Source organism: Bradyrhizobium sp. JYMT SZCCT0428 (genome assembly GCF_018131075.1).
In the GTDB taxonomy this organism is placed as follows: Bacteria; Pseudomonadota; Alphaproteobacteria; order Rhizobiales; family Xanthobacteraceae; genus Bradyrhizobium.
Genome location: NZ_JAFCLS010000019.1, coordinates 76,706 through 92,859, shown reverse-complemented (window position 1 = coordinate 92,859; position 16,154 = coordinate 76,706). Strand labels below are relative to the sequence as shown.

The window sequence follows — 16,154 nt, the reverse complement described above, 5'->3', positions numbered from 1 at the left end:
GGGATTGCATCCAGTCGTCCCAGATCGGACCGCATTTGGTGCAGCCGCTAAGCGCAAGGCCCACGGCAAGCAGGCCCGAAATCAACACCACCCGGCGAAACATGAAGGCGCCCCACTCCCCGAAGCGGCGATCATGCCTCTCAAGTCTGGCATTTTCAAGCCAATGCAGGCCGGATGTTTGGGAATGCCGAGCGGGCTTGCCATGGTCATTGCGACCGAATGCCCCTTACAATGGGCGGATAAAATATCGTCCGAGGAACAACCATTCATGCAACAGCAACAGACCGCGGCATTCGGCATCACGGAAGCAAAGCGGGTGCTGGACGAGGTGTTTGCACCGTGGGTGCTTGACCTCAATCTGTCGATCGAGGGTTTCGACTTCACTCCGCCGCCGGATGGATCGGCCGACTGGCAGCCTGGCGCGATCCTGCGCATGCCGTTCTCGGAACGGCTGTGCCGCAATGGCGGCGTTGTCTCCGGCCAGGCGCTGATGGCGTTTGCCGACACCGCGATGGTAATTGCCAACGTCGCCGCCAATCGCGGCTATCGCCCGATGACGACGGTCGATCAGACCACGCATTTCATGCGCGCGGTCACCGCCTCCGACGTGCTGGCCGATGCGCGCGTGGTTCGTCTCGGACGCACCATGAGCTTCGGCCGCGTCACGCTCTCCATCGCCACCGACAACAAGCCGGTGGCGATGGTCTCGAGCGCGTTCGCGATGCTGTAGTTATTCAGGCGTTACTTGCCGAGGACCGATTCAGCGGCGTTGACGATGCTCATCGTCGGATTCTTTCCGCAATAGGTGCCGAACTTCTTGGCGTTCTCGACGAACACGTCGGTGTCGATGATCGCCTCGTCGGAATCGCCCTTGTACCAGCCGTCCATCCAGGTCAACACCATCTTGATGGTGTCATCACCACCATCGACGAACTGCTTGCAGGTCATGGTCGACAGATCGAGCACGACGGCATGCGCAGGAATGGATGACAGCGTGAGCGCCGCCGCAAACAGGATCGAAACAGTCGTCTTCATGATGCTCTCCGTTGGCGCATGGCGGCGAAAGCCGGCACCAATGCCGGAAAACCGCGCCAGCACGTTTCCCGGCCAAGTCGTAAACGAAATCCGAATGCATGCGCAAGCACCGCTTGTGCTGAATCGATTGTTCGCAATTACGCTGCGCTAGTTGGGATTCTCAAACAGAGCACGATTACGTTTTCTCACGGCGGCGGCGCCGGCGCCACGCCGCGAGCACCAGCAGCGCGACAACGAGAAGCGCCGCACCGGCGGCGCTCTCTTGCAACATCGATGACGTGATTGCCGCCTCAGTATCTGCCCCGGCCGCCCTGATGACCGCCGCCACCATAGCCGCCGCCACCGATGCCAATCCCGATGCCGACGCCGACAGGCGGCCCGACGGGCTCATACACCTCGCGCGGCGGCGGGCGGCGATAGACCACTTCATCATCATAGTAGTCGGGCCCGCGCGCCCGCTTCGGCGGCGCGCGCTCGACACGCCTGGGCGGATCCGGATCGACGCGCTTGATCGGCGCAATGTTCTTCTTCAGCTGCGGCGCTGACGCCGGCGGGGTGCAGGGACAGGTCAGCGCGACGTTCTGCGGTGTAGCGCCACCGCTCACCGCCACCGCCGGGATGATCTCGGGACGATTGCGCAGGCGTTCTTCCATCGTGCGCGCGGTCGGCGTCAGATCGCTGTCCGGGAAGCTCGTCAGGAAGACGCGATAGCCCGCCGCGGTGTTGGCGATGACAGCATTGTTCCACGCCACCATGCGCTTGTGTCGATTGAGCCAGTCGCGGGCCAGTGCACCGAGCGGCGTCTGCGCGTACAGATTGGCAAACGCCTCGTAGGATTCATCGGTGCCGTCGGCGACGATGATTTCATTCGCGGCCTCGACCGGTTTGCCCTTCAGTTCGCGCGTCCACTCCTCGACGGTTTTCTTGGTCGCGGCCAGCTTCGGGCCGGCCACCGGGGCGCCGGAAAATCTGAAATCCTCCGTCAGCGAGGAACTGTCCCACGGCGTCTGCCGCCCGTCGGTCGCCTTGTTGACCGACACGCGCGTCCGCTTGAAGGTTTCCTCGATCGGAATGTTGGTTTCCTTGGCCGCGGCGATCAGCGCGGTGGTGTAGGGACTGTTGCTGCCCGTGCCGTCCTCGGCCACCGCACCGGGCGAGGTCGAGAACGACAGGAACGTGTTCGGCGCGCCGATCTTGGCGTCGATGATCGCGAGCCCGCCGCCCGCGCTCTTGGCTATTCCGGGAAACGGATTGTTGCGGCAGGCATCGAGCAGCAGGATGCGCATCTTGCTCGGCGCCGAGGTCAGCGTGTTCAGGACGTCGTTCAGCCGCACCGCCTGGATCGGAATGTCGGATTCGCGCTTGGGATCGATGTCGACCGGCACCAGAAAATTCTCGCCGTCGATCTGCACGCCATGTCCGGCGTAATACACCAGCGCGATCGAATCGCCGCCCTTGGACGCGACCTTGCCGGCGAACTCCGAGAGCTGATCGCGAATCTGGCTTTGCGACAGATCGGAAACGGTCGAAACCTCGAAGCCGGAATCGATCAGCATCTGGCTGACCGCCTTGGCGTCGTTGATCGGATTGGGCAGCGCCGGAACTGATTTATAGGCCGACTGGCCGATCACCAGCGCGAGGCGGCTTTCGGCGGAGGCGGAATGCACGCCCAGCAGCAGCGCCGCCGGAAATACCAAATGGAAAAGCGCGTGACGAAACATGGGGCCACCTCCGGCAATGCAGGCTGCAAATTGGTCAAGGTCTTGGTGGTAAAGGTTCAAGCAAGTCAGGCAGTGTGAGGTGGGACACAGACTCACTTCAACGACGAATTTGTCGCAGGCATAAAGCCCGCGCGATTCGATGTAATCAATTTGATTTACCTGGATACTTGGATTGGATTACTTGGTTTTCTTGGCGGGTTCCGCCGGGCGCGCGACGCCCCAGGGATCGTATTTTTCCTTCGGTTCGGGAATGCGCTCGAGCGCGGCCTTGTAGGCTTTCTCGTCCACCTTCGGCTTGGTGTCCTGCTTCGCCCTCGTTTCCTCGCCACCACCTTGCTGTCGCCGGCCCTGGGCGTGCGCCGGCATCGCAAGCAACGCCAGAATGAATGCCGCAATCGTAATGGTCTTCATCGCCCTGCTTTCTTCGCCATCCCGGCGACGTTCCGTCGGGATGATGGCAATCCCGGGACCGGGGCATCATAGCCTGTCCGGACGCGCTGTTCAGCAAATGTTGATCGGCGCGGCCCGATCGGCCGCACAATTTGATCGCCGCCGGGGGGCGCAATTTTCGCCGTCCCGGGGTAGAAAGCCGACGATGGGGCGGGTCATTGTTCACATTGCGTTGATCGCGGGCGGAGCGCTTGTGCTGGCGGGCTGCGGCTTTGCCGACGTCCGCTCGCCGGTGCCGGAATTCCTGCGCGCCAAGGCGCCCGAACCGCCGCCGCTCGAGGCGCCGCCGGACCTCAAGCGTTTGCTCAGCGAAAAACTGGATTCGGTGTTCCTGGCGGCGTCCAATCCGAGGGGGGTGCAGTTCTCGGCGCCGCGCCCCGAGCTGCGCGGAACGGGCTGGACCGCCTGCGTCAAAGCCGATCTGACCTCGGTGAACGGCAAGCCGCTGGGCACGCAGACCTATCGCATCACGATTTCCAACGGCGCGGTTTTCGATCGCCGCCACGTCGAAGCCGACGACGCCTGCGCAACGGAGAGCTACGAGCCGGTTTAGCGGGGCTGTTTTGGGCTGGTCGGTTGCAACGGATTCGAATTTCAAAGAGCACTGTCGTCCCGGCCTTGAGCCGGGACCCATAACCACCGGCGGTAATTGTTTTGCGCGGTAGTCGTTATCTTTCTTTATTGACAATTGGAGCCGCGGCGTATGAGTCCCGGCTCAAGGCCGGGACGACGAAGATATGCGTCCGCCTTCTCGCGGCGCGATGCGCCCGAGGCTTGCTCGAAATCTTCTCGCCCTCTCAATCCAGAGGGCGCAGGGAATGCCGGATGCGCGCTGCACCCGCGGTCTCGTGTGCGAATAGTGCAAACAAAGCTGCACACGAGCATACAGGGCAGCGGAGAGCATCCGACATTCCCTGCGCAATGGCTTTACGGCTTATAACGCGCTCTCCCCGGTGAGACGGCCTCCATTGCCACCGTCGCCCCTCGGAAGCGTTAGCTCCCGAAAGACTTGACGCCGTTACGGGCGCCAGGACCACACGCTTTCGCCGTACGCCTCAGCCGCGACCGTCAATCGCAACTTCAGCGTCCACCGCGACCCGTCCCTCGTTGTGACGATGGCCAACGCCCCTCTGAGTGGGACGGGATGGCCATTGATGTGCAGGTGATTTGGGGTGGAAGGGAAGGAAAATGTTTTTGATTTTCGGAAATTTAGGACTTGACATGATTTCCGAAAAACGGAAGTGATTTGCCCGTCGGGTTAATTTGTCGCATCCGTCGCGCGCCGACTGCTCTTGCGCAGGAGGCGACGGAGTTTTCAAGGCATACTAGGCCGTGTACTCATAAATCGGAAAGCTTGGTCACGGCCGATCTGATGTCCGCTTTTCCCCCAACAGTGGCACAAGAGCGGACATGGTTGGAGGTCCGAAAAGGGCCAATAAGCGACATCAACGCGAGCCGACAATCGGCTGACGACTTCTGGATCGGTTCCGAAGTTTCTCTGATTGGACTATTCGAGCGGCACGGTAAGTCTTTTGATTGTGGTCCGGGTGTCGGGACGCAGGCCACGCCACCACACAAACGCCTCCGCCGCCTGCTCGACCAGCATACCGACACCGTCCGCAAGCCGCTTCACGCCGGCGTTCCGCGCCAGCCGGAGGAATGGCGTAAGGCCCTTTCCGTAGAGCAACTCATAGGCAAGGCAATCGTCGCCAAAAACCTCCGGGCTTATCGGCGGAAGCTCGCCGAGCAAGCTGGCAGAAGTTGCGTTCACGACTAGATCGAACCGGCCAAGTTTTTTGTCAGCGAGGGCCGAATAGCCGATAGCAGTAACGGGCCCATATTGCTCAAATTTACGGCCAAGCTCTTCCGCCTTGGTTACGGTGCGGTTTGCTATAACGAGCTCCGCCGGCCCCTGTTCGAGGAACGGCAGCACGACGCCTCGTGCAGCCCCACCCGCACCGAGCAGCGCTACCCGGCGCCCCTGCATCAAGCAGCCGAGATTGCGTGTGATATCGTTGGTAAGGCCGATGCCGTCGAAGTTCTCTCCGGTCACCCGGTCTGCCTCGAACTTCATCGCGTTGACGGCACCGGCGAGCCGGGCGCGCTCCTTGAGAACGGTGCAATACGCGAACGCATCCATCTTGAACGGAGCGGTGATGTTGAGGCCCAGGCCGCCTTCGCGCCGAAACCTGTCCACCACGTCGCTGAAGCCGCCGACAGGAGCTTCAATGGCGACGTAGTCGATAGTCTGCCCGGTCTCTTTTGCGAAGCTGAGATGGATCAGCGGCGATTTCGTGTGGTCGATCGGATTGCCGACCACGGCATATTTGTCAGACATCAAGTCGCTCCCCACGCCTTCGCCTCGTTGACGGCAGGCTCGCATACAGCACGCCTTCGCTGACTTCGGCTGCGTCCTCCTTTTTCGAGATGCGGCCTTTTCGATTGACACGCGTCCCGCGCCAAAATCTCTCCAATGCTACCCCTTCGAGTTCGACCGCGGCAATGTCCGCCTCGGGTCATGAACGACAAAACTCACCCTGAGCATAATAGGTCCGCTTTGCGGAGTGTAGCGGCCAGTTGAGCCTTGGCGGCGAACCATGATTCAAGCCCTTCGCGTCGCCAGGGGCTCGAATCATGCGCTACGAACTCACCGAACACGAATGGACCGCCATCAAGCCAATGCTACCCAACAAACCGCGCGGCGTCCCTCGGGTAAATGACCGTCGCGTACTCAACGGCATCTTCTGGGTTCTGCGCTCCGGCGCGCCTTGGCGCGATCTACCGGGCGCCTTTGGCCCCTACACCACCTGCTACAATCGCTTCGTCCGTTGGCGCCGGGCGGGCGTGTGGAGCCGTATCATAGACGCGCTCGCCGCTGCCCACGATGCGGCTGTCCAGATGATCGACACTTCTATTGTCCGCGTGCACCAGCATGGAGCATGCATCAAACGGAACCAACGGCAGCTGATGGGGCGATCACGGGGTGGATTGACCAGCAAGATTCATGCGGTTGTAGACGCCAACGGCTTGCCGGTCCGCCTTGCGCTAACGCGCGGCGAGACACACGACAATCGGCTTGCAGGAAAACTCCTGTCTCGCTTGAAGTCTGGATCGATGTTGCTTGCCGACCGCGGCTATGATGCCGATTGGATCAGAGGGCTCGCCATGCGGCGAGGCGCATGGGCCAATATCCCCCCAAAACGCAATCGCAGTAATCCGATCAACTTCAGTCCTTATCTCTACCGCGACCGCAACCGGATCGAGCGCTTCTTCAATAGGATCAAGCAATGCCGTCGCGTTGCAACGCGCTACGACAAGCTGGCTGCCAACTACCTTGCCTTCGTACAACTTGCCTCGATCAGGCTATGGCTTCGCGCTTATGAGTCCACGCCCTAGATTGCGGCGGTGAACCCATCCGTTCAAGCGATCACGGGACGTCGCTTTACCGTGCACTGCGAACCCGATTCAGGCATGGCACGGGTCCGAAAAGGTGCCAAGAGAGGACCTTCGACCTAGCTAGCAGCCAGATGACCGGTCCGCAGTATCATTTTGAGTTTCTGGCGAAAACGCCAAACGCTCGAGATTACAAGCGCCAGTACGTCCGCGAGCAATCGAACGCGTGCTGCTAGCGACGCCCATATACGTGGCTTTCGCGCGATAAATGGACTGTGACGGTCGGCTGTAACTGAGCCGGAATGTCTCGAATGGGTCAAAGAGACGACCTGACTGGAATGTCCGCTTCTGGTGCCGGAGACAAAGCGGCGAGCCGATGTTGCAGACCGAGGACTGAGTTACCGGACCTCGGCGATCTCCGGTCCAGATGACAGCATCTGCGCGTTAGTTGCCGAGGGCCGGTTCGGCGGCAATGCCGGGTCCGGCGATCGGAAAGCGGCCTCGGGCGGCGCTCCCTGGGATGGTCGACGGGCAGCGGTTGCCGGAAGCACGATCACTTTCGCTCCGACTTTCACCCGCTCATAGAGGTCCACGACGTCCTCATTGTTCAGCCGGATACAGCCGGACGAAACCCGCTTCCCGATCGTATCGGGCTTGTTGGTGCCGTGAATTCTATATTCAGTCTCGCCTAGATACATCGCCCGAGCGCCGAGCGGGTTGCCGGGACCACCTGCCATAAACCGCGGCAGATAAGGCTGACGCACAAGCATATCTGCAGGCGGACGCCAATCCGGCCATTCTGTCTTACGGGCCACCGTCTGTTCACCGGACCATGTGAAACCTTCACGGCCGACGCCGATGCCGTAGCGCATTGCTTGCGTGTCGTTCAGAACGAAATAAAGGAATGTGTTTTTGATATCGATAATCACGGTGCCCGGCGTCTGGTGGCTGGCGTAGTCAACCACCTGCCGAACAAATGCTCCGGGAGCGTCAGCGGCTTTTGGTGTTTCGAATTGAGGCGCCGGGACCGAAATCGGAGCCGGAGCTGCAATCGGAGCCGGAGCCGACGCTGATGCTGATGCATGAACCGGAGTTGACACGTAGACCGGAGTTGACGACGCCATGGCCTGGTGCGCGGACGGCTTCCGTGTCGGTTGCACGCTCGTCGGGCGAGACAGCAAGCTGTATCCCAATGCGGCGACGGCCACTGCGCCAATTGCAACTCTCCCGACCATTGGTAGTGCGAGCGTCTCTGCCTTTCCACGTTTAGCCCGCTTACTCATATCGTTCCCCATGTCACCGTGCCTGGAAGGGGTACACAGCAAAATTTAAGAAACTTCGAAGCGATTTCGCTCAGACTGGAACCGCTAGCGATGGTTAACGCCGAAATCTTGCTGGCAACAAAAAATTGGGCGGAGCAGACACGCTCCGCGCTTTCGTTAACGGCGGCTTTGGTCAAATGGCGCGAATGTCTGCTCCTGGCGCAAAAGCGGACCTTCGACAGTTTGCCCAGGTCCGCCAGGTGCCGACAGCAGACACCAAAGGGCGGACGTACAGGGATCATGAGTGCGTAGCCGGCAGTATGACGCGCCTTCTCATCAATTCGACATGTTCCGGCTGATGCAACACTTAGGAGAAGGCCGAGACTGATTGGCAGCTCCGCCTCAGACCGCTTCCGTCCAGCTCTCCGAAAATGCCAACGCCGACGTCGAGAATGGCCGTCCCTCGCGTTCCCGCGGCCAGGATCGCCCCTTGGCCTCGACGCCGTTGCGAACGAGACGGGTGCCGAGCGCCGGGATCAGCACGGTGCACACGCCGTAGCGCCGGTCGGGAATCTGGTTCGGCTGCGAGTGGATCAGCAGCGGCTCGCCGATATCGAACCAGGTAAGTGAGATGTCTTCGCCGTGCGACTTGATATGTTCAGTCCAGAAGTAGCGCGGATCTCCCGCCTTGGAGAATTGCGCGTCCGCACAGGGGATAGTTGTGTCGGAAAGTTCGGCATTGAGCATGCCCTGTACGGTAGATTGCAGCCACCGCGCCATCGCGATGTTGTCGGAGTAAATCCGCCAGCGACCTTCCGTCAGTTCGCTCTTCAAGTAGAGAACGTGGCCGGGACCAGCCGGCGAAAAGATGATCCGCCAATAGCTCGCCTCTGTCGAGTTCGGCTCGCCGTCCTTCGGGCTCAAGCGGATAAACGGGTTCTCGCCCGTCAGGATCGTCTTGTTGGGATCGGCGATGCTCATGTAACGGGTCTCCCTCTCAACTTCTCATGATACGTCGTTGTATGTCTGCTCTTCGCGCCAAGGCGGACATTGCGATCATTCCGCGTGATACTAACGGTTCGCATCATCGCTGCAAGGAGGACGGCTGACGGCCGCTTTGGGTTCGCGTCGGTTTGACCGGACCACGGCGACTTCCCGCCTACCCCGGTGAACGGGCATACCAGCAGCCAACCACCGGGGTAATCGGGCGCCATTCGTGTTGTCTGCGCGCTGGATACGATGATGCGCGGAGCCGTGCACCAAGGGGCGAGCAACAGTCGCTGGCCGGAAGTTACCAGCAGCAGTTATAGGGCTCCGAGCGATCGACTGCGCCAACCGCCGAGGCACGATTGGCTCGCAGACGCGGGAACCTGCGCGCAGCGGCGTCCACCGAAGCGACCTTCAACTGCGAAACGAGTGCCTGATTTGTCGCAGCATCGACATAGTACCGTCGGTGTACCTGCCGTTACAGAAGTACTGATCTAGCTGCGATGCACCAAGCATAAGCAAGACTGCAATCACGAAGCCCTTGAACATAGTGGGCCTCCTGTGGAGACCGCCAACCGGGCTGGTCGGATTAAAGCGTTTCGGAAATTCGCTATCGCTCGTCGCGACCTATCTGCAATGGCGGAAAGCTTGACAATGACTAGTAACTAAACCCTTAAGGGGCAGCACAGCACGTTTGGCATCGCAAAGCCCGGGCTGCCGTTTGGGACGGCCGGGCACACGCCGCGCTATCCCGCAGAGCTGGGTGAAATCGATCTAGCCGCACGACGAGAGACCCGCGCCTCTTTAGCATTTCCAATGCCGAGCGAGACCGGTCCGCGAACCTGAACTGGCACCTCGATTTTGTTCTCCCATAAATCAGCGACCATCCTCCGGCCAATTGATGGGCGTGAACCTAAGCCGCCGTCGGTCCATTTCTTCGCGAAGCTTATCCGCATATGCGCGCACTCCTTCGCCTGCGAAGCGATAGCGGCTTCCTGCATCCAATGCGACCTGCTGACGGACGTTCTCGTAAAACGCCAACAGGCGTTCGTCCTTCATTTGGGAATAATTCATACGTGGCCTCAAAAAAAAGCAGACCAAAAGAGAAGATTAGACACCAACCCGGCTATGAGCCAAGAGCTTTCACATATTTTCGCATCTCAGCTCAAAAGGGATTGTGAAACGAGAGGTAGGATCGAACCGCATACGCTCGCCGAAGCCAAATGCCGCGCCACCTGACGAGCGTAGCTGTTTTGCCACACGGTATGAGTTTCGCTTACTTGTGTTGTTTTCAGTGCAGACGCCATCGAAGGGATCATTAGCTTCCATAACCGGCGGCGCGGCGATAGTGGACTCGCTCGAGGGTCAGCGCGGTTCTAACCCTCCGAACGAGTCCGCTCGCGCGGCTGCTTCATGGCCGCCGCTTAGCCGATCACGTCAACACCACGGGCGCGGAAGAGCGGACAGCTTGTCGTCCTCGGATACGAACCCCGAACGACCAGGCCTTCGTTGATATTGATCCTACATCCATGCCATTAACTCGGAGAGTGCCGCAACGACGGCCGAAGTTGCAAGCATCCGTGCCTTCCGTCCCAGGCGGACAAGAACAAGCGACTCGATGAAAGTCTGACCAGCCGGCGTGAGCACATCGCCTGGAGGCGGCATGACATATTGGACCGCGGGTGTCGTCGCAATCTTGTTGGTGGTCTTTCCCGTCGTTGCGAGCGCGCAGGTAAATTGCGAAGCCATACCTCACGGACCCGCGCGCACCGATTGCTACCTCGGCCTAAGTCAGTTCTATCGTGGACAATCCAATCTTGCCGCTGACAGAGCGCGCGCACAATCAGACGCCGCGTGGTATCGCGCAATTACTGGAACAGACCCTCCTGAGCCCAAACCACATCGGCGACGGCACAGACCTGGCCATTGATTGAGATGTTGGGCTCCTGAGCCCCAAACAAGGCGAAAACGGCCCCAGCGGCGGGGCAGCGACTGGGGCCGTCTTTTCATCGGGTACACTGTGGGGGACGTTGCACCCGGTCTTCGCCGTCTATGAACTGGTCCAGATCAATCTGCAGGTCTCTCAGCGCGCCGCTGCGTAACCTCCGATAAGAGAATCCATCATTGCGAGAAAATCATGATGATCATGAATACAAATACGACCGCAGTCGCGACGACCCCATAAACTAGATCGCCGCGTTCGCGTTTCGTCATGCCAACGTCAGGCCCCGAACGCGACGCCGACGAAGTCAGCGTCCCGCCAGACCAAGCGACATTCCCGAACCGTCCGAAAATTATCGAACGACAGATCGAATTCCACCGGCAACACGTTTAGCTGCTCCAAACGAACGCCGGCTCCAGAATTCGTGACGTCGCGAACGCAACAAGGAAGGACACCGGCCCCGCCATGAAAATATAACAGCGCGCCCCGATTGATGTGCGTCCGGCCGATCGCGCGACGCTCTCGACCTGCGGACTTCAGCACTTGCTCGACAGTCGACATGGCAGTCCCGTGAAGCGTGCAGCAGGATCAATTTCAGCGGGACGCCGCCTACAGCGGCGCCCCTGGTCGAGCGGTACGCTTGATTGGTGATCTGAACACCTCTCAGATCCGCACGACTACCCGGCATGATAGGCCTGCGTTCGCACGCGGCAACGAAACTCGCGTATTAAGCTTGATACGCTCGCTGCGGGTTAATTCTGGAACCGGATGCGGTCGTGGCCTCAAACCTGACGTCCGCTGTTTCCCAAACAGCGGATATCACGCATCAAGGCCGCCACTTCGGAAAAGTGCCCACTAGCAGACACCGGCACATGGGGCTGTGATTATCTGCTTGACCTGCCATGACCGCCAGATCCGTCGCGTGCCTTTCAATCCCGGTGTGCCGTTTCCCAATCTTTTGCAGCCATCACCGACTCTTCGAAAGCTGCGCCGCTTTCGAGTAGCGCACGTTTGAGCGCAGGTTCGAGCGGCTGTTCGGCGCCGGTATCGTCCAGCGGCATCCTGTCCTCGCGCACCGCCGTCATTAACCGCGCAATCTCGCCTGCCGCGTGGGCCGGTGTGTGCATAAGCACCAAGCGGCGCATCGGCATGGGGTTGTTCGGCACGTGACAATTATCGCATTGCGCGTCACGCATCCGCAGCGCCAGCGTCCTGTAGGTGGAGTCGAGCTTTGGCAGATAAGGATTGTTCTGTCGGAACAAGCCGTCGAAGAGCGTCACGCGCGGCTGGATGCGTCCTTCCTTGTCCATCCACATCCATTTGCCGTCAAACCTGGGCCATATCGGTTCGCTGGAGACAACAGGGCTATCGCTGCCCCGCTCGGTAAATTGCCCGATGACGATCTTCGCGGTCTTGGGATTGACCCAGAGCAGAACCGAATTGGCGGACTGATAAACACCCCACTTCGCCTCTTGATGCCAGAACGGATACGGAAACTGCCCAGGCTGCAACAGGTTGCGGAACCCTGCGCGCAGACGGATCAGGTACAATCGTTCGCGCTCGACGTACTCGGTGCCGTACTCGCCGCTGTACATGAACAGCGGGAGGTAGAGGCCGGCAATCACATCGGGCGCAAATTGCGTGAGGTTGGTGTCGTTGAGCGATGCCCCGGCGTCCTGATTCCGGCGGCCCCACAGGAGCCTCGTCGCGAGGCTCCGCCGCAGCGCGGAGTCGCCGAACAGGCGGCGCCGGCATTGGTCGAAGGCTGCCTGGTCCGAGGGGGCAGCAGGCGGACAGATCTGCTGCAACTCGAGCGCGACCTCCGAGGCCATCCCTTTGACCCGGTCCGCAAGGTCGGGCAGATCGTCGTCGGTCTCCGCGGCATCGGCGGCAAGGAACACGGAGAGCAACAACGCGCCGCCGGTCAGCAGGCGCCTTGAGATGGCTCCGAGCAAGGGCCTACCTCGTCGGCTTCATGTAGTTTGCCACGAGATGATCGGCGACCTTGCGACCCATCGCATCCCCGACGTCCAGCGAATTGCGGAAATGAATGCCGCCCCAGATGCGCACCTCTTTGTGCTCCTGGGCCAGTTGCGCAAAGCTGGTGAACTTGCGTGAAAGGCGGGCGTCGGAAATGTCGGTCGCGACGAATTCTTCCGTCCCGTTGCCGAAAACGGCTTCCAGAACGGTTCGCGCCGCACCCGCGTTGATGCCCGCCTGCGACGGGTATTCCGGATGCATCGGCGTGGTGTTCAGAGGTTGCCAGCCGGCGTCGCGTTCAGTCGCATCGTTACTGTCCTGGTCGCCGTTGCGGATCGCGGTGATCGGCCGCCAGAAATTGTATTGGAATTTGGCGTCCCAATCGAGGATGAAGCAATTGGCGAGAGCCATCGACATCAGTGCGAACACTCGCGCACTTTCTGCCAGGGAGAGGTTATGACGAGCGGAAGCCTGCCTGGCGGCCTGGAACCATGCGGGCCCAAGGTTGGCCTGTGTCCAGAAGCGCACGACATCGGACTGCGCGTCGGTGCGCTTCGTGCTTTTCACGCCGCCCATTTCCCTGGTTTCGTTGTAATCAAGCGCATAAAGCGCACTGCTGAGTGCCGGGGGCGGACCCGGGCGGAATTGACTCGCGCTTTCCATGCCCCAGGGCTTGGCCGTGGCATATTGAGGAAAGAGCGGCGGCGTGGTCGGTACCCACACGCCAGGCGTCGTGAGCGGACGATATGTGTCGGGCGTGTTTGTCGCGTCACTCTGCCGTTCCGCGAAAACAGCGTCCGCAACTTTTGCGCCTAGATCAATACCCGCAGCCCGTCCGGGATTGTCCGGAACGGTTTTCATCGTTTCTGCGAAGGCTGCTTCAATCCGCTCCTTCTGGCCAGGATACTGGCGCATGAGTATTTCGCGGGCAGCCGCGGCAGCCGCGGCCTCCGCCGAGGCGTTCGGGTCAGTTGGAAGCTCCGGTATGTAGCGCGAATATCGGTTCTGCGCGGAGTTGACCGCGTCAGACATGGATACGTTCACCAGAGCCATGCTGCGCGTCCACGGATTGCCGGTGACGTTGACCGCCTTCATCACGTCAATTGCCGTGTTGTTCCAGTCGCCGATGACGTCCGCGCGGACCGGCGTATTGGCTGAAATCAGGACCATGCCGACGATTGCAGATTTCAGTACGTTCATCATTGCCTCCCTCAAAAAGTTTGGAATTTCGAACGACTGCCAATGTGGTGTGAATGTACCTCCCTGATCATCCCGTCGTGCATGCAGCCGCATACAACCGCTAAGGTCATTACAAATTTCGTCCAGCAGACGCCGATTGCGGAGGCACCTAGCGATCCGCGAGCATGCGCTCGGGCGTACCAGTTGTCGAAGTTGTCATCGCGGACCAGCGATCGTCAAAACTCGCGGCCGGAAGCTTGTTCGCGTCAACCACGAGGCCCTTCAACATGGTTGTGCCGGTAGGGTCGACAAAGCCGTTGGTCCAAACCGAGGACGACCTCATGGTGGCAGCGGTTGCGGCAACAGCGAGCAGAGCGACAGCGACGAACCCAGTAATCGTTCGATGCCTCGTCATCAGAACCTCCTATGGTCCCAACGCCCCTTAGCGTGGGTCACGGGAACTTCGCGAAGGTTCAACAGCAATGCGAAGCAGTATGGATTGTGAGAATGTACAGATCGGACAACGCAGGTGTCCCAAATTCAAATTGCCCCTGGCAGACGTCGGCGGCCGTGGCTGTGATCGTCTGCTTTATCCCCGTAAGCGGCCATCGTCAGCAAAATCGGCTCGCGGTAGAGGAAAGCGAAATGAGCAAGAAGACAGCTGGCAGAAACGCGCGCATTATCCCCTCCTCTGACCAGTCTCTCGGCGAACCCGGACGAATTCTGCGACTAAACAATTGCTGCAGCAAAGGACGAAAGCTCGGATCGGCAGAAATGTCCGTTTAGGGTCCCGGAAGCAGACAAGCCATCGATCGCCTGGCATCCATCGGCGACCAGGAGCGAAGGACCAATACCCCCGGACGCTGCTGAGTATGCCTCGTCAACGACGCTGGTTGAGCGGCCGGCACACCCGTTCACAACACTGTTATTGCGCCCTGTCGCGCCGTTCGCCTCCCTCAACTGGGCCTCTCGCGCTTGTTGTTGTACTCTTCCGCGAAGCAACTGCACGGTCGCAGGAGGAACTTACATGACCACCTTCGTACTCAACCGCCGCAACCTCCTCGCCGCCGGCGGCTCCGTCCTGGCAACCGGGGTTTCCGGGCTGCTGTTGCCCGCCCGCGCGGAAGGCCTCGCACCGACCGCTTCGATGCCGGGCGGAGCCAACAACTACCGCAAGGGGGCGGCGACCGTGGATCGGATCGGCAAGGGTGGCTTCTGGATGAGCGGCACCGTGCGCCGCGCCGGCGACGGGACTCCGCTTGCCGGGCAGCGCATCCAGATCTGGGCGCACACCACCGAAGGGCAGGAGCATGAACCGCAGAGTCATGGGGCCACGCTCACCGACAAGAACGGGGCGTTCCGCCTCGAGATGCCGCAGATCATTCCGATCTTTGGCCAGCCGCATGGTCACCTCGCCTATGACAGCGGCGAATTCAAAACCGTCTTTCTGCGTCCCGTGATGCGCAGCGCCAAAGATACCAGCCTCGAGGCGCACTTCGTCCTTCAGCCGGCCTGACCGAGTTGGGAACACGGGAATGAAATTGGCGAAGGTGACCCTGACCTGGGCCGCCCTTGCAGCAGCCATTTGCGTGCCGATCGCCGCCGCGGCAGCGAGCCCGCTGCTCGCATGGCGCGGTCCGGTCTACATACTGGCCGGGTTCGCAGGGATTGTCGCAATGGGTCTTGTGCTCGTCCAGCCCTTGCTGATTGGCGGATACTTACCGGGACTGTCGGCTTATCGTGGACGGCGTGCACATCACTGGATCGGAGGCGCGCTGGTCGTGGCGGTGGTGGTCCACGTCGCGGGCCTCTGGATCACCAGTCCGCCTGATATGATTGACGCCCTTCTGTTCGCATCACCGACGCCGTTCTCGCCCTGGGGTGTGATCGCCATGTGGGCCATCGTCGCCGTCGCGATCATAGCTGCACTTCGCCGGCGATTGGGACTGCGGGCGCGAACGTGGCGTATCGTCCATATGCCCCTCGCGATTGTCATCGTCGCAGGAAGCGTGGTCCATGCCATACTGATCGAGGGCACGATGGAGACGATGTCGAAGGCGGCGCTTTGCGCGCTGGTCCTCGCAGCGGCCATAAAAGTCATGGCTGACCTGCGGGCGCGGAGAAAGCGAGGAACGTTGCGCGGAGAGAGCATTGCGCGACAGTAGACCAGGCGGAATTGAGCGAGCTCCGTCGGACAAGTCGGCT

General features: G+C 60.5%; 16 protein-coding genes. 5 read left to right on the top strand and 11 right to left on the bottom strand.

Translation table 11 applies throughout. The features are described 5' to 3' along the window. Positions 1 to 268: 268 nt before the first annotated feature. Entirely contained in the window at positions 269 to 730 is a 462-nt protein-coding gene (locus JQ575_RS20880) for a PaaI family thioesterase (RefSeq protein ID WP_212035071.1), read from the top strand. A gap of 11 nt (positions 731 to 741) precedes the next feature. On the opposite strand, the gene JQ575_RS20875 is transcribed toward JQ575_RS20880, so the two are convergent. From JQ575_RS20875 to JQ575_RS20865, 3 genes are all read right to left on the bottom strand, one after another. Continuing rightward, positions 742 to 1,035 (bottom strand): HdeA/HdeB family chaperone, encoded by a 294-nt coding sequence (locus tag JQ575_RS20875; protein ID WP_212035070.1) that lies wholly within the window; start codon positions 1,033 to 1,035, stop codon positions 742 to 744. A 290-nt stretch (positions 1,036 to 1,325) separates the two neighbouring features. Next, on the bottom strand, positions 1,326 to 2,756 hold the full coding sequence (locus JQ575_RS20870; RefSeq protein WP_212035069.1) for a caspase family protein: 1,431 nt from the start codon (positions 2,754 to 2,756) through the stop codon (positions 1,326 to 1,328). Between the two features lie 177 nt (positions 2,757 to 2,933). Then, positions 2,934 to 3,167, bottom strand: a complete 234-nt coding sequence (locus JQ575_RS20865; protein WP_212035068.1) for a hypothetical protein — start codon at positions 3,165 to 3,167, stop codon at positions 2,934 to 2,936. Positions 3,168 to 3,351: 184 nt separating this feature from the next. Between JQ575_RS20865 and JQ575_RS20860 the strand changes: the two genes are divergently transcribed. Next, positions 3,352 to 3,759, top strand: coding sequence for a hypothetical protein (locus tag JQ575_RS20860; RefSeq protein WP_212035067.1), 408 nt, complete (start codon positions 3,352 to 3,354; stop codon positions 3,757 to 3,759). Positions 3,760 to 4,713: 954 nt separating this feature from the next. On the opposite strand, the gene aroE is transcribed toward JQ575_RS20860, so the two are convergent. Then, positions 4,714 to 5,544: a shikimate dehydrogenase gene (gene aroE, locus JQ575_RS20855; RefSeq protein WP_097677143.1), complete on the bottom strand. Its 831-nt coding sequence runs from the start codon at positions 5,542 to 5,544 to the stop codon at positions 4,714 to 4,716. A 296-nt stretch (positions 5,545 to 5,840) separates the two neighbouring features. Between aroE and JQ575_RS20850 the strand changes: the two genes are divergently transcribed. Further along, the gene (locus JQ575_RS20850; protein ID WP_212035066.1) at positions 5,841 to 6,602 is read left to right on the top strand and encodes an IS5 family transposase; all 762 of its coding nucleotides are present in this window, start codon (positions 5,841 to 5,843) and stop codon (positions 6,600 to 6,602) included. A gap of 395 nt (positions 6,603 to 6,997) precedes the next feature. On the opposite strand, the gene JQ575_RS20845 is transcribed toward JQ575_RS20850, so the two are convergent. The 7 genes from JQ575_RS20845 to JQ575_RS20815 form a co-directional block, all read right to left on the bottom strand. Then, entirely contained in the window at positions 6,998 to 7,882 is an 885-nt protein-coding gene (locus JQ575_RS20845; protein WP_212035065.1) for a L,D-transpeptidase, read from the bottom strand. 381 nt (positions 7,883 to 8,263) lie between these two features. Further along, positions 8,264 to 8,842, bottom strand: a complete 579-nt coding sequence (locus tag JQ575_RS20840) for a hypothetical protein (RefSeq protein WP_212035064.1) — start codon at positions 8,840 to 8,842, stop codon at positions 8,264 to 8,266. Between the two features lie 882 nt (positions 8,843 to 9,724). Then, positions 9,725 to 9,922, bottom strand: a complete 198-nt coding sequence (locus tag JQ575_RS20835; protein ID WP_249166785.1) for a hypothetical protein — start codon at positions 9,920 to 9,922, stop codon at positions 9,725 to 9,727. A 1,147-nt stretch (positions 9,923 to 11,069) separates the two neighbouring features. Beyond that, a complete protein-coding gene (locus JQ575_RS20830) occupies positions 11,070 to 11,351 on the bottom strand; it encodes a PilZ domain-containing protein (RefSeq protein WP_212035063.1) in 282 nt (93 codons plus the stop codon). Between the two features lie 368 nt (positions 11,352 to 11,719). Next, complete coding sequence (locus JQ575_RS20825) at positions 11,720 to 12,745, bottom strand: hypothetical protein (RefSeq protein ID WP_212035062.1); 1,026 nt, start codon at positions 12,743 to 12,745, stop codon at positions 11,720 to 11,722. Positions 12,746 to 12,749: 4 nt separating this feature from the next. Next, positions 12,750 to 13,970: a vanadium-dependent haloperoxidase gene (locus tag JQ575_RS20820; protein WP_212035061.1), complete on the bottom strand. Its 1,221-nt coding sequence runs from the start codon at positions 13,968 to 13,970 to the stop codon at positions 12,750 to 12,752. Between the two features lie 148 nt (positions 13,971 to 14,118). Further along, a complete protein-coding gene (locus tag JQ575_RS20815) occupies positions 14,119 to 14,364 on the bottom strand; it encodes a hypothetical protein (protein ID WP_212035060.1) in 246 nt (81 codons plus the stop codon). A gap of 612 nt (positions 14,365 to 14,976) precedes the next feature. Between JQ575_RS20815 and JQ575_RS20810 the strand changes: the two genes are divergently transcribed. Together JQ575_RS20810 and JQ575_RS20805 are read left to right on the top strand one after the other, a co-directional pair. After that, entirely contained in the window at positions 14,977 to 15,465 is a 489-nt protein-coding gene (locus tag JQ575_RS20810; protein ID WP_212035059.1) for a Twin-arginine translocation pathway signal, read from the top strand. A gap of 19 nt (positions 15,466 to 15,484) precedes the next feature. After that, on the top strand, positions 15,485 to 16,114 hold the full coding sequence (locus JQ575_RS20805) for a ferric reductase-like transmembrane domain-containing protein (RefSeq protein WP_212035058.1): 630 nt from the start codon (positions 15,485 to 15,487) through the stop codon (positions 16,112 to 16,114). Positions 16,115 to 16,154: the final 40 nt, after the last annotated feature.

What these genes read in the sequence shown, in the direction of transcription:
- JQ575_RS20835 (WP_249166785.1), bottom strand. Translation starts at nt 9,922, where the DNA reads ATGAATTATTCCCAAATGAAGGACGAACGCCTGTTGGCGTTTTACGAG.
- JQ575_RS20820 (WP_212035061.1), bottom strand. Translation starts at nt 13,970, where the DNA reads ATGAACGTACTGAAATCTGCAATCGTCGGCATGGTCCTGATTTCAGCC.
- JQ575_RS20815 (WP_212035060.1), bottom strand. Translation starts at nt 14,364, where the DNA reads ATGACGAGGCATCGAACGATTACTGGGTTCGTCGCTGTCGCTCTGCTC.
- JQ575_RS20830 (WP_212035063.1), bottom strand. Translation starts at nt 11,351, where the DNA reads ATGTCGACTGTCGAGCAAGTGCTGAAGTCCGCAGGTCGAGAGCGTCGC.
- JQ575_RS20840 (WP_212035064.1), bottom strand. Translation starts at nt 8,842, where the DNA reads ATGAGCATCGCCGATCCCAACAAGACGATCCTGACGGGCGAGAACCCG.
- JQ575_RS20845 (WP_212035065.1), bottom strand. Translation starts at nt 7,882, where the DNA reads ATGAGTAAGCGGGCTAAACGTGGAAAGGCAGAGACGCTCGCACTACCA.
- JQ575_RS20860 (WP_212035067.1), top strand. Translation starts at nt 3,352, where the DNA reads ATGGGGCGGGTCATTGTTCACATTGCGTTGATCGCGGGCGGAGCGCTT.
- JQ575_RS20810 (WP_212035059.1), top strand. Translation starts at nt 14,977, where the DNA reads ATGACCACCTTCGTACTCAACCGCCGCAACCTCCTCGCCGCCGGCGGC.
- JQ575_RS20805 (WP_212035058.1), top strand. Translation starts at nt 15,485, where the DNA reads ATGAAATTGGCGAAGGTGACCCTGACCTGGGCCGCCCTTGCAGCAGCC.
- JQ575_RS20870 (WP_212035069.1), bottom strand. Translation starts at nt 2,756, where the DNA reads ATGTTTCGTCACGCGCTTTTCCATTTGGTATTTCCGGCGGCGCTGCTG.
- JQ575_RS20880 (WP_212035071.1), top strand. Translation starts at nt 269, where the DNA reads ATGCAACAGCAACAGACCGCGGCATTCGGCATCACGGAAGCAAAGCGG.
- JQ575_RS20850 (WP_212035066.1), top strand. Translation starts at nt 5,841, where the DNA reads ATGCGCTACGAACTCACCGAACACGAATGGACCGCCATCAAGCCAATG.
- aroE (WP_097677143.1), bottom strand. Translation starts at nt 5,544, where the DNA reads ATGTCTGACAAATATGCCGTGGTCGGCAATCCGATCGACCACACGAAA.
- JQ575_RS20865 (WP_212035068.1), bottom strand. Translation starts at nt 3,167, where the DNA reads ATGAAGACCATTACGATTGCGGCATTCATTCTGGCGTTGCTTGCGATG.
- JQ575_RS20875 (WP_212035070.1), bottom strand. Translation starts at nt 1,035, where the DNA reads ATGAAGACGACTGTTTCGATCCTGTTTGCGGCGGCGCTCACGCTGTCA.